This is a genomic window from Pseudomonas sp. SMV7 (assembly GCF_052041995.1).
GTDB lineage: Bacteria > Pseudomonadota > Gammaproteobacteria > Pseudomonadales > Pseudomonadaceae > Aquipseudomonas.
Window position 1 is genome coordinate 73,028 of sequence record NZ_JBKGGT010000014.1, and the last position, 21,516, is coordinate 94,543.

Annotated in this window: 23 protein-coding genes and 1 tRNA gene; 9 read left to right on the forward strand and 15 right to left on the reverse strand. The window is 62.8% G+C overall.

Going from position 1 to position 21,516, the window contains the following annotated elements; genetic code table 11:
- Nucleotides 1-21: 21 nt before the first annotated feature.
- The 9 genes from flgG to ACLEJP_RS17765 all read right to left on the reverse strand — a co-directional run bounded on the left by flgG (nt 22) and on the right by ACLEJP_RS17765 (nt 7,130).
- Nucleotides 22-807 (reverse strand): flagellar basal-body rod protein FlgG, encoded by a 786-nt coding sequence (gene flgG, locus ACLEJP_RS17725; RefSeq protein WP_170031158.1) that lies wholly within the window; start codon nt 805-807, stop codon nt 22-24.
- 47 nt (nt 808-854) lie between these two features.
- On the reverse strand, nt 855-1,595 hold the full coding sequence (locus ACLEJP_RS17730) for a flagellar basal body rod protein FlgF (protein WP_225778703.1): 741 nt from the start codon (nt 1,593-1,595) through the stop codon (nt 855-857).
- A 204-nt stretch (nt 1,596-1,799) separates the two neighbouring features.
- On the reverse strand, nt 1,800-1,985 hold the full coding sequence (locus ACLEJP_RS17735) for a hypothetical protein (protein ID WP_289130957.1): 186 nt from the start codon (nt 1,983-1,985) through the stop codon (nt 1,800-1,802).
- A 72-nt stretch (nt 1,986-2,057) separates the two neighbouring features.
- Nucleotides 2,058-3,413 carry a flagellar hook protein FlgE gene (flgE, locus tag ACLEJP_RS17740; protein ID WP_440808438.1) on the reverse strand — a complete coding sequence of 452 codons (1,356 nt, stop codon included), beginning with the start codon at nt 3,411-3,413 and terminating at the stop codon, nt 2,058-2,060.
- Between the two features lie 31 nt (nt 3,414-3,444).
- Nucleotides 3,445-4,149, reverse strand: a complete 705-nt coding sequence (gene flgD, locus ACLEJP_RS17745; protein WP_440808440.1) for a flagellar hook assembly protein FlgD — start codon at nt 4,147-4,149, stop codon at nt 3,445-3,447.
- Nucleotides 4,150-4,164: 15 nt separating this feature from the next.
- The gene (gene flgC, locus ACLEJP_RS17750; protein ID WP_085623112.1) at nt 4,165-4,608 is read right to left on the reverse strand and encodes a flagellar basal body rod protein FlgC; all 444 of its coding nucleotides are present in this window, start codon (nt 4,606-4,608) and stop codon (nt 4,165-4,167) included.
- 2 nt (nt 4,609-4,610) lie between these two features.
- Entirely contained in the window at nt 4,611-5,018 is a 408-nt protein-coding gene (flgB, locus tag ACLEJP_RS17755) for a flagellar basal body rod protein FlgB (protein WP_225778706.1), read from the reverse strand.
- A 303-nt stretch (nt 5,019-5,321) separates the two neighbouring features.
- Entirely contained in the window at nt 5,322-6,149 is an 828-nt protein-coding gene (gene cheR, locus ACLEJP_RS17760; RefSeq protein WP_289130960.1) for a protein-glutamate O-methyltransferase CheR, read from the reverse strand.
- A 51-nt stretch (nt 6,150-6,200) separates the two neighbouring features.
- Nucleotides 6,201-7,130 (reverse strand): chemotaxis protein CheV, encoded by a 930-nt coding sequence (locus ACLEJP_RS17765; RefSeq protein WP_013973629.1) that lies wholly within the window; start codon nt 7,128-7,130, stop codon nt 6,201-6,203.
- A gap of 77 nt (nt 7,131-7,207) precedes the next feature.
- On the opposite strand from ACLEJP_RS17765, the gene flgA reads away from it, so the two are divergent.
- The 4 genes from flgA (at nt 7,208) to ACLEJP_RS17785 (ending at nt 9,772) form a co-directional block, all read left to right on the forward strand.
- On the forward strand, nt 7,208-7,960 hold the full coding sequence (gene flgA, locus ACLEJP_RS17770) for a flagellar basal body P-ring formation chaperone FlgA (RefSeq protein WP_440808443.1): 753 nt from the start codon (nt 7,208-7,210) through the stop codon (nt 7,958-7,960).
- Between the two features lie 161 nt (nt 7,961-8,121).
- Nucleotides 8,122-8,430 (forward strand): flagellar biosynthesis anti-sigma factor FlgM, encoded by a 309-nt coding sequence (gene flgM / locus ACLEJP_RS17775; RefSeq protein ID WP_440808445.1) that lies wholly within the window; start codon nt 8,122-8,124, stop codon nt 8,428-8,430.
- 49 nt (nt 8,431-8,479) lie between these two features.
- Complete coding sequence (locus ACLEJP_RS17780) at nt 8,480-8,947, forward strand: flagella synthesis protein FlgN (protein ID WP_289130962.1); 468 nt, start codon at nt 8,480-8,482, stop codon at nt 8,945-8,947.
- Between the two features lie 81 nt (nt 8,948-9,028).
- On the forward strand, nt 9,029-9,772 hold the full coding sequence (locus tag ACLEJP_RS17785) for a flagellar brake protein (RefSeq protein ID WP_440808447.1): 744 nt from the start codon (nt 9,029-9,031) through the stop codon (nt 9,770-9,772).
- A 169-nt stretch (nt 9,773-9,941) separates the two neighbouring features.
- On the opposite strand, the gene ACLEJP_RS17790 is transcribed toward ACLEJP_RS17785, so the two are convergent.
- Both ACLEJP_RS17790 and ACLEJP_RS17795 read right to left on the reverse strand, forming a co-directional pair.
- Nucleotides 9,942-11,282 (reverse strand): MFS transporter, encoded by a 1,341-nt coding sequence (locus ACLEJP_RS17790; protein ID WP_440808449.1) that lies wholly within the window; start codon nt 11,280-11,282, stop codon nt 9,942-9,944.
- A gap of 128 nt (nt 11,283-11,410) precedes the next feature.
- Nucleotides 11,411-12,652: a glutamine synthetase family protein gene (locus ACLEJP_RS17795; RefSeq protein WP_440808492.1), complete on the reverse strand. Its 1,242-nt coding sequence runs from the start codon at nt 12,650-12,652 to the stop codon at nt 11,411-11,413.
- Nucleotides 12,653-12,974: 322 nt separating this feature from the next.
- Between ACLEJP_RS17795 and ACLEJP_RS17800 the strand changes: the two genes are divergently transcribed.
- On the forward strand, nt 12,975-13,544 hold the full coding sequence (locus ACLEJP_RS17800) for a hypothetical protein (RefSeq protein WP_440808450.1): 570 nt from the start codon (nt 12,975-12,977) through the stop codon (nt 13,542-13,544).
- Nucleotides 13,545-13,622: 78 nt separating this feature from the next.
- Here the strand turns inward: ACLEJP_RS17800 and bkdR are convergent, their stop codons facing one another.
- A complete protein-coding gene (bkdR, locus tag ACLEJP_RS17805; RefSeq protein ID WP_225778715.1) occupies nt 13,623-14,108 on the reverse strand; it encodes a Bkd operon transcriptional regulator BkdR in 486 nt (161 codons plus the stop codon).
- A gap of 198 nt (nt 14,109-14,306) precedes the next feature.
- Here bkdR and ACLEJP_RS17810 point away from each other — a divergent pair, with 198 nt between their 5' ends.
- The 4 genes from ACLEJP_RS17810 to lpdA are packed head-to-tail and all read left to right on the forward strand — an operon-like array spanning nt 14,307 to nt 19,253.
- The gene (locus ACLEJP_RS17810) at nt 14,307-15,539 is read left to right on the forward strand and encodes a 3-methyl-2-oxobutanoate dehydrogenase (2-methylpropanoyl-transferring) subunit alpha (RefSeq protein ID WP_440808452.1); all 1,233 of its coding nucleotides are present in this window, start codon (nt 14,307-14,309) and stop codon (nt 15,537-15,539) included.
- A 1-nt stretch (nt 15,540) separates the two neighbouring features.
- On the forward strand, nt 15,541-16,599 hold the full coding sequence (locus tag ACLEJP_RS17815) for an alpha-ketoacid dehydrogenase subunit beta (protein WP_170031188.1): 1,059 nt from the start codon (nt 15,541-15,543) through the stop codon (nt 16,597-16,599).
- Nucleotides 16,600-17,871 carry a dihydrolipoamide acetyltransferase family protein gene (locus tag ACLEJP_RS17820; RefSeq protein WP_440808455.1) on the forward strand — a complete coding sequence of 424 codons (1,272 nt, stop codon included), beginning with the start codon at nt 16,600-16,602 and terminating at the stop codon, nt 17,869-17,871. It abuts the gene before it with no gap.
- A 2-nt stretch (nt 17,872-17,873) separates the two neighbouring features.
- Nucleotides 17,874-19,253 (forward strand): dihydrolipoyl dehydrogenase, encoded by a 1,380-nt coding sequence (gene lpdA, locus ACLEJP_RS17825; protein ID WP_440808456.1) that lies wholly within the window; start codon nt 17,874-17,876, stop codon nt 19,251-19,253.
- A gap of 109 nt (nt 19,254-19,362) precedes the next feature.
- Here lpdA and ACLEJP_RS17830 read toward each other — a convergent pair whose 3' ends face one another.
- The 3 genes from ACLEJP_RS17830 to phnN form a co-directional block, all read right to left on the reverse strand.
- Nucleotides 19,363-20,361 carry a sensor domain-containing diguanylate cyclase gene (locus ACLEJP_RS17830; protein ID WP_440808459.1) on the reverse strand — a complete coding sequence of 333 codons (999 nt, stop codon included), beginning with the start codon at nt 20,359-20,361 and terminating at the stop codon, nt 19,363-19,365.
- A 216-nt stretch (nt 20,362-20,577) separates the two neighbouring features.
- A tRNA-Arg gene (locus ACLEJP_RS17835) sits at nt 20,578-20,654 on the reverse strand.
- A 111-nt stretch (nt 20,655-20,765) separates the two neighbouring features.
- Nucleotides 20,766-21,359: a phosphonate metabolism protein/1,5-bisphosphokinase (PRPP-forming) PhnN gene (gene phnN, locus ACLEJP_RS17840; RefSeq protein WP_440808461.1), complete on the reverse strand. Its 594-nt coding sequence runs from the start codon at nt 21,357-21,359 to the stop codon at nt 20,766-20,768.
- Nucleotides 21,360-21,516: the final 157 nt, after the last annotated feature.

Here is a 21,516-nt window from a genome sequence, read left to right on the forward strand (position 1 = left end):
GAGTGGAACCTGCACTAGGGCTTAGAGCTGCTGGGTAACGAACGACAGCATCTGGTCGGCGGTGGAGATGACCTTGGAGTTCATCTCGTAGGCACGCTGGGTGGTGATCATGTTCACCAGTTCTTCCACGGTGCTGACGTTGGAGTTCTCCAGGGTCTGTTGCAGCGTGGTACCGAAACCGTTCAGGCCCGGGGTGCCGACTTGCGGCGCGCCGCTGGCCGCGGTCTCCAGGAACAGGTTGTCGCCAATTGCCTGCAGGCCGGCCGGGTTGATGAAGTCGGCGGTCTGGATATTGCCGATCACCTGCGCTGCCGGGTTGCCGGCGGTGGTGATCGACACGGTGCCGTCCTGGCCGACGGTGAAGGTCTGGGCGTCATTCGGCACCACGATCGCAGGCTCCAGGGCAAAACCCTGGGCGGTGACGATCTGGCCATCGGAGTTCAGGTGGAAGGTACCGTCACGGGTGTACGAAACCGTGCCATCGGGCTGCAACACCTGGAAGAAGCCACGGCCGTTGACCGCCATGTCCAGCGGGTTTTCCGTGGTCTGCAGGCTGCCGGTCTGGAAGTTCTTCTGCGTGCCGACAATGCGCACACCGGTACCGACCTGCAGGCCGGAAGGCAGTTCGCTGTCCTGGGTGGACTGCGCACCTGGCTGGCGCTTGATCTGGTACAGCAAGTCCTGGAACTCTGCGCGATCACGCTTGAAGCCGGTGGTCGAGACGTTGGCCAGGTTGTTGGAGATGACCGTCAGGTTGGTGTCCTGGGCGGACAGGCCGGTTTTAGCGACCCAAAGAGCCGGAAGCATGTAAGTTCTCCTCGTGCGCCTGTTTTACGGCACCCGTTCAAATGTGATTAGCCGATTTGCAAAACACGCGCCATGGCTTCGTCGCCTTCCTTGGCCGCGTTCATCATCTTGACGTGCAGTTCGAATTGACGGGACAGCGCCAGCACCGAAGTCATTTCTTCCACGGCGTTGACGTTGCTGCCCTCCAGGAAGCCTGACACCACCCGCACGTTGACGTCGGCGGCGGCGGGCTGGCCGTCCCGGGTATGGATCAGCCCGTCCAGGCCTTTGGTCAGGCCTTTGCTGTCCGGGTTGACCAGCTTGATACGGTCGACCTCGGCCATCACCCGCGGGTCTTCACCCATGGAGCGGATGCTGATGGTGCCGTCGGCGCCGACTTCAACCTTCTGCTCTGGCGGGATGGCGATGGGGCCGCCATTGCCGATCACCGGCATGCCGTTGCCGGCACGCAGCACGCCCAGGGCGTCGATGTTCAGGCTGCCGGTACGCACATAGGCTTCGCTGCCATCGGGCGCCTGCACGGCAATGAAACCTTTGCCGGTCACCGTCACGTCCAGGTCGCGCCCGGTTTCGATCATCGGGCCTTCGCTGAAGTCGGTGGCCGGGCGCTCGGTCATGGCAAAGGCCCGCGCCGGAAAGCTGTCGCCGAACACCGGCATCGAGCGCGCCTGCTCCAGGTCACGCTGAAAACCGTTGGTGGAAATGTTCGCCAGGTTGTTGGCGTGGGCCTTCTGCGCCAGCGCGTTCTGGCTGGCGCCGGTCATGGCCACGTAAAGCATCTTGTCCACAGTCATCCTCCGCTGCACTGGCGATCGTTTGCCGCTCGCCGCTGCTGTGCAGGCTCTAAAGCAAGTTCCGAACCAACTTTTCAGAATCATGAAAAAGCCCGTGAATACGGGCTTTCAAGGGTGCCGCCAGGGTATTGAACGCCGGTTATCCGGCGCTTGCTTGCCGGTGACGGCAAACTTGTACCGGGCTCTTCGCGGGCGCCTTCAAGGCTCGCGGCAAGCGCCATTGGTGAAGGGCCCGGCAAACTTCTTCCAGCCCTCCCCCGGCGGCCATTGCGAACAGACCAGGCGCCCATCCACCTGGCTCTCCCAGCGCCACCACGGCGCGGTGCCGGCCTGGGCCTGGTACAGGCACGCTGCAGCAACCAGTGCGACAAGCAGTTTTTTCATGACGCCCCCTGCAAAAACAACGAACCCCTTCACGACAAAGGGGTTCGTCCTGACACGCTCAACCAGCAACCATCAGGCCATCTGGATGACGGTCTGCATGATGGTGCTTTCGGTGGAGATGGTCTTGGCGTTCGCCTGGTAATTGCTCTGCGCCTTGATCAGCTCGACCAGTTCCTGGGTCAGGTTGACGTTGGAGGCTTCCAGCGAGTTGGACTCGACGCTGCCCAGGGTACCGGTCTTCGGCGCATCGATGCCCGGAATGCCGGAGGTGTAGGTTTCGGTCCAGCGGGTACCGCCGATCTGCTGCAGGCCCTGCTCGTTGGCGAAGCTGGCCAGCGCGACCTGGCCGATGGCACGCGACTGCTGGTTGCTGAAGCTGGCGAACAGTACGCCGGTCGAGTCGATGCTCAGGCTCGACAGGATGCCGGTCGCATAACCATCCTGGGACTGCGACATGCGCGCGGTCTCGGTGTTGTACGAGGTGGTGCTGTTCATCGACAGGCGCATGCCGTCGGCATTGCCCGCCGCGCCATTGGCGATCCAGTTACCCGCCGAATCTTCCACCGCTGGCACCCAACCGGTCATGGTGAAGGTGTTGTTGGTCACGGTGAACGACGAGCCCGCCGGGTGGCCGGTGTTGTCGGCCGTCATGCCCTTGACCGAGCCATCGCTGTTGAAGCTGATGGTGCCGGTCAGCGGTGCTGTGGAGGACGGGTCGAACGGGTTACGGCCGTCAACCAGGGTGTACATGGTCCACTCATTGGTGCCGGTCTTGCGATAGAACTGCTCCATGGTGTGCTCGTTGCCCTGGCTGTCGTACACCTTGGTCGGGAAGGACTTGGTGTAGGTCTTCTGGTCAGCAGGGTCGAACGGCAGGTTCGGCACCATCGCACCAGTACCATCGTCGACTTCCAGCGGGATGTCAGCGGCCGAAGAGTTCAGGTTGATGCCCTGGTCGATCAGGGAAGTGGCCTTGGGCTGCAGTGCCGAGGTGTCGATCTGCAGATCGCTCAGCACGCCCTTCTGGATCTTGCCGGTCGAGTCAGCGGCATAACCCTGCAGGCGCAGGCCGTCCGAGGTCACCACGAAGTTGTCCTTGCTGGCCTGGAAGGCACCGGCACGGGTATAGACGCGCGAGCCGTTATCGGACAGCACGAAGAAGCCCTGCCCCTGGATACCCATGTCCAGCACATTGCCGGTGTTGTTGACGTCACCCTGGGTGAACTGCTGGGAAACGGCCGCCAGACGCACACCGTTACCGACCTGGTTCTTGCCCACGCCCAGGCGGTTGGCACCGGCATAGACATCGGCGAACTCGGCGCGCGACGACTTGAAACCGGTGGTGTTGACGTTGGCGATGTTGTTGCCGGTGACATCCAGTTGCTTGTTTGCTGCGTACAGACCGCTAAGGCCGATATTGAAAGACATGAATTCGCTCCTTTTGCCGCACTAATGGGCCTTAGATACCGATGGTTTGCACGTCGGAGAGGGACACTTTGCCAACGCCAGCGAGGTTGAGCACCATTTCGCCGGCGGAACTGAAGCTGACGCTGGTCACCTTGGCCGGCAACAGCGTGTTCATCTGCACGGCCTTGCCATCCACCGTGGTGCTGGCGGTGAAGGTGTAGGTGCCCGGGTCGACTTTCGCGCCGCTATTGTTGGTACCGTCCCAGATGAAGTCGGCGTAACCGGCCTTCTGCTCACCCAGTTCGATGGTCTTGACGGTGTTGCCGTCCTTGTCCTTGATGGTGATCTTCGCTTCGCCGATGGCTTGCGGTACCACGAACTGCGCGTTGAAGCTTTGGGTGGTATCGACGATAGCCTTGTCGTTCTGCACCACCACCGAGCGACCGACCAGCGACGACGCCTGCAGTGCCTGGGACGAGGCCATGGCACTGGTAATGGCACTGACCGATTCGTTCAGCGAGGTGATGCCCTCGAGGCTGCTGAACTGCGCCAACTGAGCAACGAATTCACCGTTGTCCTGCGGGTCCAGCGGGTTCTGGTGCTGCATCTGGGTCACCAGCAACTGCAGGAAGGCATCCTTGCCGAGCGAGTCGGTGCCGGTCTTGGATGCGGTGTCCACGGTCTTCTTGGTGTTGGTACCCACACCCGACGCCGCAAGCACTTCGTTGAGATTCACGCCGGTAGTATCGATTGCCATGGTCTGGTTTCCTTATCACTGACCCAGGGTCAGGACTTTCTGCATCATGCTCTTGGCCGTGTTCATCAGCTCGGCGTTGGTCTGGAATGCCCGGCTGGCGGAAATCATGTCGGCCATTTCCTCGACCACGTTGACGTTCGGGTAGTAGACATAGCCATCCTTGTTCGCCGCCGGGTGGTTCGGCTCGTAGCGGGCTTCGAGGTTGCTCTGGTCCTCGACGATGCCTTTTACCTGCACGCCTTGCCCGGCTTCGCCCTGGTCTTCGAACAGCGACTGGCTGCTGCCGGCCTGGGCATCCTGGAAGGTAGTGGCGAACACCGGGTGGCGAGCGCGGTAGGTCTGGTCGATGCTCGAGGACACGGTCTCGGCGTTGGCAATGTTCGAAGCAACGGTGTTCAGGCGCGTGTTCTGCGCACTCATGCCGCTACCGGCAATGTTGAAGACACTGGAAAGGGACATGGTCATTCTCCCCGCAGGGCCGATACCAGCCCTTTGAATTTACTGTTGAGCAAGGTGAAGCTGGCCTGGAAGCCGACCGCGTTTTCGGTGTAGTTCGATTGCTCGATCTGCGCGTCCACGGTGTTCTGGTCGATCGACGGCTGCAGCGGCGTGCGGTACTTCAGGGTATCGTCGGCCATGGCCAGGCCTTCGGCCTCGATGTGCCGGCTGTTGGTGCGGTCGAGGCTGAAACGGCCGCTCTGCTGCTTGTCGCTTTCGGCGGCGAGCACCGAAGCGAAGTCCATGTCACGCGCCTTGTAGTTGGGCGTGTCGGCGTTGGCGATGTTGTTGGCCAGCACTTCGGCGCGCTGGGCGCGGAAGCCCAGGGCCTTTTCATGGATGCCAAGCGCCTTGTCGAAACTGATGCTCATGTCGGGGAAACCTTCGAAGGTTGACCGGAATATCGTTGGCCAAGCTATAGCAAGGGCTGTGCCAACCAACTGAAAGCCTGCAAATACGGGCTTCCAGGGAGCGGTGCTGTCAGAGTGATGCCAGAAAAGCGGCAAAGGCCTTCCGCCCGGAGCGGCGAAAGCGGCAATTGCCAGGCGGCAAAAGCGGCAAAACAAAAAATTGACGTCAGCTTTTCCTGTTCCGGCTTTTCGCAGGCGCGCCCGCGAAGCGGCCAGAGCAGACAAACGAAAAGGCCGGCAACTTTCGCTGCCGGCCTTCTGTGCTTACTTGGCCTGGTAGATGATCCCCGGGCTGCACTGCACCATCTGGTAATGGTCCGGCAGTCCGTTCAGCGCCTCGGAAGCGCCAAGGAACAGGTAGCCACCCGGTTTCAGGGTGCCATGGATGCGCATCAGGATGTCCTTCTTCACCTGCGCCGAGAAGTAGATCAGCACGTTACGGCAGAACACCACGTCGAACTTGCCCAGGCTGGCATAGCTGTCGAGCAGGTTGAACGAGCGGAACTCGACACGGCTGCGAATCGCCGGCTTGACCGCCCAGCGCCCCGGCCCCTTGGTGTCGAAGTAACGCTGCAGGCGCTCCTGGGACAAGCCGCGGGCAATCGCCAGGCTGTCGTACTCGCCAGTCTTGCAGTTGGTCAGCATGCTGCCGGACAAGTCGGTGGCGACGATCTGCGCGCCCATCTTCAACTGCCCCAGGTTGCTGCGCTCGAACTCGTCGATGGCCATCGAGATGGAATACGGCTCCTGCCCCGACGAACAGGCCGCCGACCACATGCGCAGGCGCTGCCCGGGGTTGTTGCGGATGAACTCCGGAATCACCTTGTTCTTCAGTACTTCGAACGGGTAGGTGTCGCGAAACCACAGGGTCTCGTTGGTGGTCATGGCATCGACCACCTGCTCGCGCAAGCCACCTCGCGGCTGGGCCTGGATGCGCTGTACCAGCTCGCCCAGGTTCTTGATGCCCTGTTGTTCCATCAGCTTGTTGAGACGGCTGGAAACCAGGTACTGCTTGTTATCCCCCAGCAGGATGCCACAGGCTTTCTCCAGGAAGACCCGGAACTGTTCGAAATCCAAATTACCCGTAGACACTTCTGCCGCCTCTTTTCAATCACTGGTGCCGGGGGCTTGCCCCCGGCGCTTTCAATGTGCCGCCTTGATCCGGTCGACCACCCGCTGGGCCAGGTCGTCCGGCTTGAACTTGGCCAGGAAGTCATCCGCCCCGACCTTCTTCACCATTGCCTGGTTGAACACCCCGGAAAGCGAAGTATGCAGGCAGATATGCAATTTTTGCATGCGTGGGTCACTGCGGATCTCCGCGGTCAGCGTGTAGCCATCCATTTCCGGCATTTCAATGTCGGAGATCATCATCAGGAACTCTTCTTCCGGCTTCTTGCCCTCGTCCACCAGCTGACGCAGGTAGTTCAGGGCCTGGCGACCGTCATTGAGCGCCACCACCTCGACCCCTACTGTCTGCAGGCAGCGGCTGACCTGCTTGCGCGCCACCGACGAATCGTCGACGGTGAGCACCCGCAGCAGCACGGCCTTGTCCTGCACCTCGGCATCGATCACCCCCGCCGACACCGACTCGGACGATGGCGCCACCTCGGCCAGCACCTTCTCCACGTCGATGATCTCGACCATGCGGTTGTCTACCCGGGTGACTGCGGTCAGGTAGTGATCGCGGCCGGTACCCTTGGGTGGCGGATGGATTTCTTCCCAGTTCATGTTGACGATACGTTCCACCGAATGCACCAGGAAGCCTTGGGTCTTGGTGTTGTACTCGGTAATGATCACGAAGCTGTTGCGCGTGTCTTCCTGCAGCGGCCGCAGCCCGGTGGCCATCGACAGGTCGAGGATCGGGATGGTCGCCCCGCGAATATTGGCAACGCCGCGCACCACCGGGTGCGCCTTGGGCAGCAAGGTCAGTGCAGGGCATTGCAGCACTTCCCTGACCTTGAACACGTTGATGCCGTATAGCTGTTCGCCATTGAGGCGGAACAGCAGCAATTCCAGGCGGTTCTGCCCGACCAGCTGCGTGCGCTGGTTGACCGAATCCATAACACCTGCCATGCCAGTCTCCTCTACCTTTGAGCCTTTCGGTGCCACTCACCTAGCAAGTCGGCACGGGCTTTGCTTTTTTGAGCGTCATGTACACGAAAACGACATTTTCCCGACGATTGACGCGCCTGCTGACTGGCTCGCTGGCCGTGCTGTGCCTGCTGACGCCTGGCGTTCGCACGGTAGCGGACGCGTTTACCTTGCCTGAACAGCTTATCGGTGTCACCCAAGGGTTTCTTGAATTCAGCGTCGAAGATTACCTGGCCACCACCCAGACCGCCGGCCGCTACGAAATCCAGGTCAACCCGCTGGACCCACGCCTGCGCATGCCGCTGTGCAGCCAGCAGCTGGACGCCTCGCTGGAAAGCCCGGCACAACCGTTGGGCCGGGTTACGGTGAAGGTGCGTTGCGACAGCGCAGCGCCGTGGACCGTGTTCGTGCCGGCCACCGTGCGGCTGTTCCGCGAAGTCGTGGTGGCGACCCGCCCGTTGAAGCGCGACAACGTGGTGAGCGAAGGCGACGTGGCCCTGCGCGAGCGCGATGTCGGCACCCTGGGGCAAGGCTTCCTGACCGAACTGGACCAAGCGGTCGGCATGAAGATGCTGCGCCCCACGGTGATCGACCAGGTGCTCACCCCGCAGCACCTGGAACAGGCCGAGGTGGTGCGCAAGGGCGACCACGTGGTGATCATCGCCCGCAGCGGCAGCCTGAGCGTACGCATGCCCGGCGAAGCGCTGGGCAAGGGCGGCCTGAGCGAGCAGATCCGGGTGCGTAACCTCAATTCCAAACGGGTGGTCAAGGCCAGGGTCACCGGCCCGGGCCAGGTCGAGGTGAGCATGTAGCCAGCCGACATTGCGCTGGCGGTGAGGAACCGCTGCTCCTAAACTGTGTCAGAAAACGGGTTCGCAAGCTTGCCGACAGGCGGCTACGCATTTGTGCCTAAAGTTTCTTTCGGGTTGGCCGAAAACAAGGCAAGCGTCCAAATACCCAGAGGTTTCTGATCATGGTCATCGACTTCAGTCGTGTAAATAATTCTCCGTCCGTCACGGGCGGCGTGCGCAGCAACAGCGCATCCGGCAGCGCCGAAAAACCGGCAGCCAGCCAGGAAGCAACCACCAGCGCCAGCGGAGAAGCGGTACACCTCAGCCAGGAGGCACAGCAGTTGCAGAAGATCAGCGACAAGCTGCGCGACGAGCCGGTGGTCAACAGCGCCCGTGTGGCCCAGTTGAAACAGGCGATCGCCGACGGCAGCTACCAGGTCGATGCCGGCCGGGTCGCCAGCAAACTGCTCGATTTCGAAGCCCAGCGCTGACCGTTCGGCGCGCTGACTTCACGGACGCCCAAACAGCCAAGAGTTAGCCATGCACGACACCACCTTGCTGCAACTGATCGAAGACGACATCGCACCGATGCAGGAATTGCTCGACCTCTTGCAGAAGGAGGCCGTTGCTCTGCATGGGCGTGACATGGCGCTGCTGGAAACCATCCTGGCCCGCAAGCAGTCCTTGATCGTGCTGCTGGAGCAGCAAGGCACGCGGCGCAACAACCTGCTCACCAGCCTGGGCCTGAGCGCCAATCGCGCCGGGGTGGAGGCGGTGGCAGCACAATCACCGAACGGTGAACTGCTGCTGCAGCAACTCGACGTCATCAGCCAGTTGATGCAAGCCTGCCAGCAGCTCAACGAGACCAACGGGCGGATCATCCAGGTGCAGCAAAACGTCACCAACAACCAGATCCGCATCCTCATGGGTGGCGACTCGCCGTCGCTCTACGACAGCCGCGGCAGCACGTCGCCGCTGGTCAAGCCACGGGCGCTCAGCCAGGTTTGATTTTTTCTATCAAGGCACGGAACATACTGGCAAAATGCCGTTAATTGCGTGTGTCGCTTTTGCCTGGAGAATCATAAAGCCGTGTTCAATGAATCCGATGCCCCGCAGCCGCCAAAGGTACTGAACACCCCTTTGGAGATTGCGGCCAACTTGCGGCAGCTGCAGGAAAGCCACGACCCTCTGATCATCACCTTCCATGACCGCAGCCAGCGCTTCCAGAGCTATGTGGTGCATGTAGACCGTGAGAGCAATACCCTGGCGCTGGACGAAATGATCCCCCGCGACGGCGAGAAGTACATCGAGAACGGCGAGCACTTCCGCGTCGAAGGTTTTCACGATGGCGTGCGCATTGCCTGGGAGTGCAACCACGCGCTGCGGATCAGCGAGGTCGATGGCCACCGCTGCTACCGGGGCGCCATGCCCCTGGAAATGACCTATCACCAACGCCGCAATGCTTTCCGCGCAGCGCTGAAACTGTCGCAGCTGGTCGACATCATCCTCGATGGCGCCCACCTCAAGGGCAATGGCGCCCTGCGCGGCAAGCTGCTGGATATTTCTGCCACCGGCTGCAAACTGCGCTTCGACGGCAATGTCGAGGATCGCCTGCAACTGGGCCAGGTGTACGAGCGCTTCAAGGCAGGCAACCCACTGGGCCTGGTCGATACCATGGTCGAGCTGCGCCACCTGCATTATGAAGAGCGGATCAATACCACCTTCGCCGGCGTACGCTTCCATAACCTCAACGGCCAGGCGCAGCGCAAGATCGAAAGCTTCGTGTACCAGTTGCAGCGAGAAGCGCGGCGGTTCGACAAGGACGACTATTGATCGTCGGCTGCAAGACAACAACGCCACCTTTCGAGGTGGCGTTTTCATTTGTGTTCTTACAGTGCCGGCCTCTTCGCGGGCGCGCCCGCTCCCACCGGGAAGGCGCAGCCCTCAGGCTTGATGCGGTCCTTGTGGGAGCGGGCATGCCCGCGAAGAGGCCGGCACAGGCTTACACCGACTTGCTGACCTCTTGCGGCTCAGCCGCCGGTTGCCCGGTCCCCCTCTCTTCCGCCTCGGTATCCTCCGCCGCCACCGGTGCCTGCATCACGTCCTGCACGGTCTGCTCATCCACCCGCGGGTCGAGTGCCGCCGACAACGGCGAACCGGCCGCCGGCATCGCCACGTGGCCCAACGGCGCGTCCTGCACCTGGTGCAGCCCGGTCACCGCTTTTGGCCGGATGCGCCATACCAGTACCAGCGCGAAGAACACGAAGAAGGCGTACAGCATCTGCGCCCCCAGCACCTTCATCAGTACACCCGCTGCCAACGGGCCGATGCACGCGCCCACGCCATAGGTCACCAGCAGCATCGCGGTCAGCGACACCCGTCGCTCGCTCTCCACATGGTCGTTGGAGAACGCCACCGCCAGCGGATACAGGCAGAACTGCAGCAACGAAATCAGGAAGCCCACGCCAAACAACAACTCCAGCGGTACGCTGGGCAGTATCGCCAGCGGCGCCGAAGCCAGCGCCAGGCCCACTGCCACGCTACGGATCAGTACCGCCCGGTCGTAACGGTCCGACAGCCAGCCCAGCGGCCACTGCACCAGCAGGCCGGCGAAAATGCAGCTACCCATGAACAGGCCGATCTGCTCGGTGCTCAGCCCCTGGCTCGAAGCATACAAAGGCGCCAGGCCATAGAACGAACCGACGATCAGGCCCGAGCCCAGCACCGTGCTGAGCGACTGCGGCACCCGCTTGAGGAAGAACTTCGGCTCCATCGGTGCCGGGCGCAAGGGCGCCGGGTGGATACGCCGGGTCATTGCCACCGGCACCAGGCACAGGGCAAAACACATGGCCACCAGCATCAGCAGTTCGGGGCCCAGTTGCGGGTGCACCACCAGAATCAGCTGGCCGAGCACCAGGCCCAGGTAGGAGGCAATCATGTAGCCGCTGAACACCGCGCCGCGGTGCTTCACATCGGCCTGCTCGTTCAGCCAGCTCTCGATGACCATGTACTGGCACATCATGCCCAGGCCGACGATCATCCGCAGGCCGACCCAGGCCGGCAACCAGTTGGTAAGGCCATGGCCGAGCACCGCGGCACCGACGATACCGGCGCAGGTGGCATAGGCTCGGATGTGCCCGACCCGGCCAATCAGGCGGTGGCCGACCTTGCCGCCGACCGCCAGGCCAAAGTAGTTGGCCGCCATCAACGCACCTACCCACAAACTGTCGACATGGTCAGCCGCCAGGCGCAAGGCCAGGTAGGTACTGAGCAGGCCCGAGCCGATCAACATCATCAGCGCGGCGAAATACAACGACTGAAACGGCTTCCATATATTTCGCATACGTCCCGTGAAGCTCCCTGGTCAGGTGACGGTTGGGTGCTAGAAGCATAAGGGCAAAAACTGCCTGGCGCAGGCCCCTACAGCGATTTTGCCGCTACGGGGCGTGTCCAGTGTCGGTTGTGTCGCGATCAGGCCTGTGCCGCCAGCACCCGGCGCTCCCACGGCGTAATCTCGTCGAGGAAATCGGTCAGCTCCAGCGTCTTGCTGGCGACGTAGCCTTCGATGAACTCGCTGCCGAACAGTTCCCGCGCCAACGCGCTGCGCTTGAGCCGCTCCAGCGCGGCATGCAGGGTGCACGGCAGGGCCAGATGCTCCGGCACGACGAACTCCCCGTGGACCGCCGGCGTAGCCTGCAGGCGCTGCTGGATGCCATGCAGCCCGGCGGCCAGGCTGGCGGCGATGGCCAGGTAGGGGTTGGCATCGGCACCGGGCAGGCGGTTTTCCACCCGCCGCGCTGCCGGTGCGCTGGCCGGAATGCGCAGGCCTGCGGCACGGTTGTCTTCGGACCAGCAGGCATTGTTCGGCGAAGCGTAGGGGTGACACAGGCGCTGGTAGGAATTGACGTTGGGCGCGAACAGCGCGGTGAAGTCGGCCATGCACGCCTGCAGGCCACCGATGAAGTGCTGGAAGCTCGCGCTCGGCAGGCCTTGCTCATCGCTGAACACGTTACGCCCGCTGGCCACTTCCACCAGGCTCTGGTGAATATGCATGGAACTGCCCGGCGTGCGCGCCAGCGGCTTGGCCATGCACACCACGGTCAGGCCGTGCTTGAGCGCCACCTCCTTAAGCAGGTGCTTGAACAGCAGGGTCTGGTCGGCCAGCAGCAGCGGGTCGCCGTGCAGCAGGTTGATCTCGAACTGGCTGACGCCCATTTCGTGCATGAAGGTGTCACGCGGCAGGCCCAGCGCGACCATGCACTGCTCTACCTCCTTGAAGAACGGGCGCAGGCCGTTGTTGGAACTGACACTGAATGCCGAATGGCCAAGTTCGCGGCGACCATCGCTGCCGATCGGTGGCTGGAACGGCTGCTGCGGATCCGGGTTGCGGGCAAAGACGAAGAATTCGAGCTCGGTCGCCACCACTGGCGCCAGGCCCAGCGCTGCGTAACGGGCAAGCACGGCCTTGAGCTGGCCGCGAGTGGACAATGGCGAAGGCCGACCGTCCAGTTCGTTGGCATCGCAAATGGCCAGGGCGCAGCCATCGTCGCGCCACGGCAGGCGGTGGACCTGGCTGGGGTCGGCCACCAGCACCAGGTCGCCATCGTCACTGCCATAGTACCTGGCCGGCGGGTAGCCACCCATGATGCATTGCAACAGTACCCCCCGGGCCATCTGCAGGCGACGGCCTTCGAGAAAGCCCGCGGCGGTCATCACCTTGCCGCGCGGAACGCCATTGAGGTCGGGGATGACGCATTCGATCTGCTCGATGCCTTGAAGGCGTTCGGCAGCCGAGTGGGGGGCGGCGGTACTCATGACGCTTGTCCTTGTTGTAACAGGCTGGCACCAACATAGGCTGCGGGTGTTTAAAATATCAAGCACATTGCTTGTCGCGCCGGCGTCGGACCACCGCCGCACAGGCAGGTGCCCAGCCGGGGCTGGCGTAAACAACCCGGCCTTCAGCAAGCGCTTCCAGACGCTTTTCCAGCGTTCGCTGGTTTAGGGTGACAGCTCATTCCTTCGAGCTGGAGCTTCCATGATTCACGCCAATTTCACTGCCGAACTGCATTGCCGCCATGGCCAGGTGGTCATCGCAGACACGTCGTTTTCCGCCCACCCCTTCACCAGTGCCGACGAGGACGGTTGGTTGAGCACCGAGGCTGCGCGTACCCTTGATGGGCGAAACGAGTTCAAACCGGTGCGTTTCCATTTTGCGTTCATCAAGCATGACGCAAATCGTACGCTCTATTACATCAGCAGCGCCGAACACTGGGATTACACCGGCGCGCGACTCGAACGCAACAGCGATGGGTGGCTGGGACTCTATGGAACCCATGTGCTCGGAAGGGTCACCGACAGCGTGAACCCGGTGAACCTGTTCAGTGCCGCGCAGTACTGGAAGATCGAAACGCTGTCGCCTTGGGATGGCGAGCTGCAGAGCGCCGAAAGCACTGCTTTCTACCTGCGCGACCAATACGGACACCGGGTAGCGCACACCCGGCCAACGGCTGATACCTTCGCCCTCAGCTATGGCCACTTCCTCAACGCCAGCGAGCTGCCGGGCGAGGTGCTGGAGTTCCGGCTGCGCGACATTCAGCTGGGCTGACACGCGCACCGCCCCTGGGCCTGATGGTTGCTGGCGGCATCGCATTCGCTGCCGCTCAGCTAATATCAATGCCTCCTGCTACTCGCGCAGCGTCAGACCATTGGCGGGCAATGGCAAAGCTGTCTTGTAGCGAACCTGTTTCAAGGCAAAGCTGGAGCGGATGTTCGCCACCCCCGGCAACCGCGTCAGATAATCAAGAAACCGCTCCAGCGCCTGGATGCTGGGCAACAGCACGCGCAGCAGGTAGTCCGGGTCACCGGTCATCAGGTAGCACTCCATCACCTCGGGCCGTTCGGCAATTTCTTCCTCGAAGCGGTGCAACGCTTGCTCTACCTGTTTTTCCAGGCTGACATGGATGAACACGTTCACGTCCAGCCCCAACGCTTCGGGTGACAGCAAGGTCACCTGCTGGCGGATCACCCCCAGTTCCTCCATGGCTCGTACCCGGTTGAAACAGGGGGTGGGCGACAGGTTCACCGAGCGTGCCAGTTCGGCGTTGGTAATGCGGGCGTTTTCCTGCAGGCTGTTGAGAATGCCGATATCGGTACGATCGAGTTTGCGCATGAGACAAAATCACCGGTTTTTTGTGTTTATGCGGAATGTTTATCTCCCCTGCCTGGCAAAGGCAACCAACATGAGAGAAAAATTCTCCTGCCGGACCACTAAGATGTAGAGGACGCTGACTTACCAGTCACAAGCCGGTACTCAGCGGCGGCCGCTTCAGAGCTCACAAAAACAAATACCCGAGCGAGCGTAAAAAGCATGAACGAGTACGCCCCCCTGCGTTTGCATGTGCCCGAGCCTACCGGCCGGCCAGGCTGCCAGACCGATTTCTCCTACCTGCGCCTTAACGATGCAGGTCAAGTCCGTAAACCGCCTGTCGATGTCGACGCTGCCGACACCGCCGACCTGTCCTATAGCCTGATCCGCGTGCTTGATGAGCAAGGCAACGCGCAAGGCCCGTGGGCTGAAGACATCGACCCGCAGATCCTCCGTCAGGGCATGCGCGCCATGCTCAAGACGCGGATCTTCGACAGCCGCATGGTGGTTGCCCAGCGCCAGAAGAAAATGTCCTTCTACATGCAGAGCCTGGGTGAAGAAGCCATCGGCAGTGCCCAGGCGCTGGCGCTGAACCGCACCGACATGTGCTTCCCCACCTACCGCCAGCAAAGCATCCTGATGGCCCGCGACGTGTCGCTGGTCGAGATGATCTGCCAGCTGCTGTCCAACGAGCGCGACCCGCTCAAGGGCCGCCAGCTGCCGATCATGTATTCGGTGCGCGAGGCTGGGTTCTTCACGATCAGCGGCAACCTGGCGACCCAGTTCGTGCAAGCGGTCGGCTGGGCCATGGCCTCGGCGATCAAGGGCGATACCAAGATCGCGTCGGCGTGGATCGGCGACGGCGCCACCGCCGAGTCGGACTTCCACACCGCCCTGACCTTCGCTCACGTCTACCGCGCCCCGGTGATCCTCAACGTGGTCAACAACCAGTGGGCGATCTCCACCTTCCAGGCCATTGCCGGTGGCGAGTCGACCACCTTTGCCGGCCGTGGCGTAGGCTGTGGCATCGCCTCGCTGCGGGTTGACGGCAACGACTTCGTCGCTGTCTACGCCGCTTCGCGCTGGGCCGCCGAACGTGCCCGCCGTGGCCTCGGGCCGAGCCTGATCGAGTGGGTCACCTACCGCGCCGGCCCGCACTCGACCTCGGACGATCCGTCCAAGTACCGCCCTGCCGATGACTGGAGCCACTTCCCGCTGGGTGACCCGATCGCCCGCCTGAAGCAGCACCTGATCAAGATCGGCCACTGGTCCGAGGAAGAGCACCAGGCCACCACTGCCGAACTCGAAGCCGCGGTCATCGCCGCGCAGAAAGAAGCCGAGCAGTACGGCACCCTGGCCAACGGTCACATCCCCAGTGCCGCCTCGATGTTCGAGGACGTGTACAAGGAAATGCCCGACCACCTGCGCCGTCAGCGCCAGGAACTGGGGGTTTGAGATGAACGACCATAACAACAGCATCAAACCGGAAACCGCCATGGCCACCACTACCATGACCATGATCCAGGCCCTGCGCTCGGCCATGGATGTCATGCTCGAGCGCGACGACAATGTGGTGATCTACGGCCAGGACGTCGGTTACTTCGGCGGGGTGTTCCGCTGCACCGAAGGCCTGCAGAACAAGTACGGCAAGTCCCGCGTGTTCGACGCGCCGATCTCCGAAAGCGGCATCGTCGGCACCGCCGTGGGCATGGGTGCCTACGGCCTGCGCCCGGTGGTGGAAATCCAGTTCGCCGACTATTTCTACCCGGCCTCCGACCAGATCGTTTCGGAAATGGCGCGCCTGCGTTACCGTTCGGCCGGCGAGTTCATCGCCCCGCTGACCCTGCGCATGCCCTGCGGTGGCGGTATCTATGGCGGCCAGACCCACAGCCAGAGCCCTGAAGCGATGTTCACCCAGGTGTGCGGCCTGCGCACCGTGATGCCGTCCAACCCCTATGACGCCAAAGGCCTGCTGATCGCCTCGATCGAATGCGACGATCCGGTGATCTTCCTCGAGCCCAAGCGCCTGTACAACGGCCCCTTCGACGGCCACCACGACCGCCCTGTCACCCCTTGGTCGAAACACCCGCAAAGCGCCGTGCCCGATGGTTACTACAGCGTGCCGCTGGACAAGGCCGCCATTACCCGCCCCGGCAACGACGTGACCGTGCTGACCTATGGCACCACGGTGTACGTGGCCCAGGTGGCCGCCGAAGAAACCGGCGTCGATGCCGAAGTGATCGACCTGCGCAGCCTGTGGCCGCTGGACCTCGATACCATCGTCGAGTCGGTGAAGAAGACCGGCCGCTGCGTGGTGGTACACGAGGCCACCCGCACCTGTGGCTTCGGTGCCGAACTGGTGTCGCTGGTGCAGGAACACTGCTTCCACCACCTGGAGGCGCCGATCGAGCGCGTCACCGGTTGGGACACCCCCTACCCTCACGCGCAGGAATGGGCTTACTTCCCAGGGCCATCGCGGGTAGGTGCGGCATTGAAAAAGGTCATGGAGGTCTGAATGGGCACGCACGTCATCAAGATGCCGGACATTGGCGAAGGCATCGCGCAGGTCGAGTTGGTGGAATGGTTCGTCAAAGTCGGTGACATGATCACCGAGGACCAGGTGGTGGCCGACGTCATGACCGACAAGGCCACGGTGGAAATTCCCTCGCCGGTCAGCGGCAAGGTGCTGGCCCTGGGCGGCCAGCCGGGTGAAGTGATGGCGGTCGGCAGCGAGCTGATCCGCATCGAGGTGGAAGGCAGCGGCAACCATGTGGATGTGCCACAGGCAAAACCGCTCGAAGCCCCCGCCGCCCCGGTGTGCAGCAAACCGGAACCGCAGCAGGAAACCAGGCCGGCAGCGTACCAGGCGCCCACCCATCACGAGGCAGCCCCGATCGTGCCGCGCCAGCCAGGCGACAAGCCGCTGGCCTCGCCGGCAGTGCGCAAGCGGGCCCTGGATGCCGGTATCGAACTGCGTTATGTGCATGGCAGCGGCCCGGCCGGGCGCATCCTGCACGAAGACCTCGATGCCTTCATGAGCAAGCCGCAGAGCGCTGCCGGGCAAGCGCCGAATGGCTATGCCAAGCGCACCGACAGCGAACAGGTGCCGGTGATCGGCCTGCGTCGCAAGATCGCCCAGCGCATGCAGGACGCCAAGCGCCGCGTTGCGCACTTCAGCTATGTGGAAGAAATCGACGTCACCGCGCTGGAAGCCCTGCGCCAGCAACTCAACAGCAAGCATGGCGACAGCCGTGGCAAGCTGACCCTGCTGCCGTTCCTGGTGCGCGCGCTGGTCGTGGCGCTGCGCGACTTCCCGCAGATCAACGCCACCTATGACGACGAAGCCCAGGTCATCACCCGCCATGGCGCGGTGCATGTGGGCATTGCCACCCAGGGCGACAACGGCCTCATGGTACCGGTGCTGCGCCATGCCGAAGCGGGCAGCCTGTGGGCCAATGCCAGCGAGATTTCGCGCCTGGCCAACGCTGCGCGCAACAACAAGGCCAGCCGCGAGGAACTGTCCGGTTCGACCATCACCCTGACCAGCCTGGGGGCCCTCGGCGGCATCGTCAGCACGCCGGTGGTGAACACCCCGGAAGTGGCGATTGTCGGCGTCAACCGCATGGTCGAGCGGCCGGTGGTGATCGACGGCCAGATCGTCGTGCGCAAGATGATGAACCTGTCCAGCTCGTTCGACCACCGCGTGGTCGACGGCATGGACGCCGCGCTGTTCATCCAGGCCGTGCGCGGCCTGCTCGAACAACCCGCCTGCCTGTTCGTGGAGTGAGCATGCAACAGACTATCCAGACTACCCTGTTGATCATCGGCGGCGGCCCTGGCGGCTACGTGGCTGCCATCCGCGCCGGGCAACTGGGCATCCCCACCGTGCTGGTGGAAGGCCAGGCGCTGGGCGGTACCTGCCTGAACATCGGCTGCATCCCGTCCAAGGCGTTGATTCATGTAGCCGAACAGTTTCACCAGACCTCACGCTTCGCCGGGCCTTCGGAACTGGGCATCAGTGTCGCATCGCCACGCCTGGACATCGGCCAGAGCGTGGCCTGGAAGGACGGCATCGTCGACCGCCTGACCACGGGTGTGGCCGCTCTGCTGAAGAAGCACGGCGTCAAGGTGATCCATGGCTGGGCGAAGGTCCTCGACGGCAAGCAGGTGGAGGTCGATGGCCAGCGTATCCAGTGCGAGCACCTGCTGCTGGCCACCGGCTCCAGCAGCGTCGAACTGCCGATGCTGCCGCTGGGCGGGCCGATCATTTCCTCGACCGAGGCCCTGGCGCCAAAAACCCTGCCGCAGCACCTGGTGGTGGTAGGCGGTGGCTATATCGGCCTGGAACTGGGCATTGCCTACCGCAAGCTGGGCGCCCGGGTCAGCGTGGTGGAAGCGCGCGAGCGCATCCTGCCGACCTACGACAGCGAGCTGACTGCGCCGGTTGCCGAGTCGCTGAAGAAGCTGGGCATCGCGTTGCACCTGGGCCATAGCGTCGAAGGCTACCAAGGCGGCTGCCTGCTGGCCCGGGATGGCCAGGGCGGGCAACTGCGCCTGGAGGCCGACCAGGTGCTGGTGGCCGTTGGTCGCCGACCGCGCACCCAAGGTTTCAACTTGGAATGCCTGGACCTGAGGATGAACGGCGCAGCCATCGCCATCGACGAGCGCTGCCAGACCAGCATGCGCAATGTCTGGGCCATCGGCGACGTGGCGGGCGAACCGATGCTGGCGCACCGGGCCATGGCCCAGGGCGAGATGGTCGCCGAGATCATTGCCGGCAAGACTCGCCGCTTCGAGCCCAGCGCGATAGCCGCAGTGTGCTTCACCGACCCGGAAGTGGTAGTGGTCGGCAAGACCCCGGAACAGGCCAGTCAGCAAGGGCTGGACTGCATCGTCGCGCAGTTCCCGTTCGCCGCCAACGGCCGGGCCATGAGCCTGGAAGCGAAAAGCGGCTTCGTGCGCGTGGTCGCGCGGCGTGACAACCACCTGATCCTCGGTTGGCAGGCCGTTGGCGTGGCGGTATCCGAGCTGTCGACGGCGTTTGCCCAGTCGCTGGAGATGGGCGCCTGCCTGGAGGATGTGGCCGGTACCATCCATGCCCACCCGACGCTGGGCGAAGCGGTACAGGAAGCGGCATTGCGCGCCCTGGGGCACGCCCTGCACATCTGACACTGAAACGGCCGAGGCCGACTTGGCCCGCTGCGCCCGAAGCGCCGCGGGCCCTTTTTCATCCTGGCGTCAATCCTTGACCCGGCGCGCTCGGTGCAGGAGGGCCTGCCTACTCGGCTATGGCGTTCTTGCCAGCATCCTTGGCCCGGTACAACGCCTGGTCGGCACGCGCCAGCAGGGCATGCTGGTCTTCTCCCGACTGCCACTGCACCACGCCATAGCTCATGGTCAGCCGGCACTCACCCACCGGTTCCACCGCCGCCATCACCTGGCGCAATCGCGCCGCCAGTTCCAGCGCTTCATCCAGTGAGGTCTGCGGCAGCACCAGGACGAATTCGTCACCCCCCAGGCGCGCCAGCAGGTCCGGCTCACGCAGGCAGGTGCGCAGGTTGTCGGCCACCCGCACCAGTGCCGCATCGCCCTGGGCATGGCCGTAGCGGTCATTGATCGGCTTGAAGTCGTCCAGGTCCATGGCAATCAGCGCCAACGGCTGGCGGAAACGCTGCGCGCGCTCGCATTCCCGGTGCAAGGCCTTCTCCAGCCGATAACGGTTGGCAATGCGCGTCAACGCATCGCGCTCTGCCAACTCACGGTTTTCCTCCAACTGGCGCTGCAACTGCTCGTTCACCCAGGACAGCTCGCGGGTGCGTTCGGCCACCAGGCTTTCCAGCGACAGGTTCTTCTGCTCCAGCTGCGCCACCAGGCGCTTGCCGGCATCGATGTTGCGGTGGGCACCAAGCATGCGCGCCACCGAGCCGTCTTCGTTACGGGCAATGATGTAGCCACTGTCTTCGACCCACAGGTAGCTGCCGTCGTGACAGCGGCAGCGGTATTCAACCAGATAACGCTCGTTGCGCTGGTTGAGGTATGCCTCGAAATGCGCCATGACCCGAGGGTAGTCTTCCGGGTGAATCACGCTTTCCCAGGTGAACACCGAATTGGCCAGCGAATGGCTGGGGTAGCCGAGCATGGCGTACCAGCCCGGGTTGCGATAGACGTAGCCGGTGTTGGCATTCCAGTCCCAGATACCGTCGCTGATCAGATCGAACAAGGTATGCAGTTGCTGCTCACTGAAGCCGGCAGGTACCGGCGCGGTTTGCTGACTCATGGCCCTCTCCCTGATGCCCAGCAACTGCGCTCCGATCAAGGGGCTGCCGACAAGGTGGTAAATGCCGCAGGCGGCAAGATCATTTCCTGACGGGCAAGCATATGCCCAGCGTGCCGCCATCGGAATAGCGGCCAGGCTCATTTTCTTCGATATGACAACCGGTATGCCACCTCAGCCGAAGTGCGGCCTGGAGACAGGAAAAGGGGAAAGGTGAAATGGCGTCCCAGGCAGGAATTGAACCTGCAACCTTCCCCTTAGGAGGGGGATGCTCTATCCAATTGAGCTACTGAGACGCAAGCGCCGACAGCGAGCGCTGCACAGCGGGACGGCCAGCATGTTAACCAGCATGCTGGCGTTTGTCATGCCTCAACCAGGCTTTTTCGCGTAATCCTTTTCTGCCAATGCTACACCTGCGCCAGCACACCTTCATCACGCAGCAACGCGAACAGGCTTTCGACCGCTGTCTCCAGGGTCGTGGAGTTGTCCAGCACATGCACAGTCGGGTCGGCCATCGCCTGCAAGCGCTCGTTACGGGCCAGGCGCTGCTCGATTTCGTCCGCGGTTTCCCGGCCACGTGCGTGCAAGCGTTGGCGCAGTACCTCGGGCTTGACCTGGACCCGCACCGCCAGAAGATTGGGGTAGCGCTTGCGCGCTTCGGCCAGATAAGCCCGCGAGCCATTCACCAGTACTGCCCTGCCCTCCGCCAGCCAGTGGTCTACCTGCCGGGGAATACCGTAATCCAGGCCATTGGCGCGCCAGTGCATGGCAAACGCAGCGTGCGCACGCAGCGCCTCGAACTGTTCGGCCGTGACGCCATGGGCAGCTTCGCCCTTGGCTTCGGCCGAGCGGGTAATCACGCGGCGGGCAATTTCCACCCCGGCGGCTGCAAGTCGCTCACGTGAAGCGTCGATCAGGGAATCTTTCCCTGAGCCCGACGGTCCTACCAGGTATATCAACCGGCCTGTCCCTGATCGGCGATCGCTTGCGTCATGTTGCATAGCCACTATGCTCTATGGAAGGAAACCGGCGCATTTTAGGGCTTTTCTCGGACTTTTGCTGCGTTTTACCAGTTTTTGACGGCAAAAGGCTGACAGTTTCCTCAGCCGGCGCATGTAAAACTTTTCAAACCAGTGCTCATTTCTGATAATTGGTACT

Bases quoted from the DNA above. Each gene is read 5' to 3' on its own strand.
- flgG (WP_170031158.1), bottom strand. From the start codon at position 807: ATGCTTCCGGCTCTTTGGGTCGCTAAAACCGGCCTGTCCGCCCAGGAC.
- ACLEJP_RS17735 (WP_289130957.1), bottom strand. From the start codon at position 1,985: ATGAAAAAACTGCTTGTCGCACTGGTTGCTGCAGCGTGCCTGTACCAG.
- flgE (WP_440808438.1), bottom strand. From the start codon at position 3,413: ATGTCTTTCAATATCGGCCTTAGCGGTCTGTACGCAGCAAACAAGCAA.
- flgD (WP_440808440.1), bottom strand. From the start codon at position 4,149: ATGGCAATCGATACTACCGGCGTGAATCTCAACGAAGTGCTTGCGGCG.
- flgC (WP_085623112.1), bottom strand. From the start codon at position 4,608: ATGTCCCTTTCCAGTGTCTTCAACATTGCCGGTAGCGGCATGAGTGCG.
- flgB (WP_225778706.1), bottom strand. From the start codon at position 5,018: ATGAGCATCAGTTTCGACAAGGCGCTTGGCATCCATGAAAAGGCCCTG.
- ACLEJP_RS17765 (WP_013973629.1), bottom strand. From the start codon at position 7,130: ATGGCAGGTGTTATGGATTCGGTCAACCAGCGCACGCAGCTGGTCGGG.
- flgA (WP_440808443.1), top strand. From the start codon at position 7,208: ATGTACACGAAAACGACATTTTCCCGACGATTGACGCGCCTGCTGACT.
- flgM (WP_440808445.1), top strand. From the start codon at position 8,122: ATGGTCATCGACTTCAGTCGTGTAAATAATTCTCCGTCCGTCACGGGC.
- ACLEJP_RS17780 (WP_289130962.1), top strand. From the start codon at position 8,480: ATGCACGACACCACCTTGCTGCAACTGATCGAAGACGACATCGCACCG.
- ACLEJP_RS17790 (WP_440808449.1), bottom strand. From the start codon at position 11,282: ATGCGAAATATATGGAAGCCGTTTCAGTCGTTGTATTTCGCCGCGCTG.
- ACLEJP_RS17795 (WP_440808492.1), bottom strand. From the start codon at position 12,652: ATGACCGCCGCGGGCTTTCTCGAAGGCCGTCGCCTGCAGATGGCCCGG.
- ACLEJP_RS17800 (WP_440808450.1), top strand. From the start codon at position 12,975: ATGATTCACGCCAATTTCACTGCCGAACTGCATTGCCGCCATGGCCAG.
- bkdR (WP_225778715.1), bottom strand. From the start codon at position 14,108: ATGCGCAAACTCGATCGTACCGATATCGGCATTCTCAACAGCCTGCAG.
- ACLEJP_RS17810 (WP_440808452.1), top strand. From the start codon at position 14,307: ATGAACGAGTACGCCCCCCTGCGTTTGCATGTGCCCGAGCCTACCGGC.
- ACLEJP_RS17815 (WP_170031188.1), top strand. From the start codon at position 15,541: ATGAACGACCATAACAACAGCATCAAACCGGAAACCGCCATGGCCACC.
- ACLEJP_RS17820 (WP_440808455.1), top strand. From the start codon at position 16,600: ATGGGCACGCACGTCATCAAGATGCCGGACATTGGCGAAGGCATCGCG.
- lpdA (WP_440808456.1), top strand. From the start codon at position 17,874: ATGCAACAGACTATCCAGACTACCCTGTTGATCATCGGCGGCGGCCCT.
- ACLEJP_RS17830 (WP_440808459.1), bottom strand. From the start codon at position 20,361: ATGAGTCAGCAAACCGCGCCGGTACCTGCCGGCTTCAGTGAGCAGCAA.
- phnN (WP_440808461.1), bottom strand. From the start codon at position 21,359: ATGCAACATGACGCAAGCGATCGCCGATCAGGGACAGGCCGGTTGATA.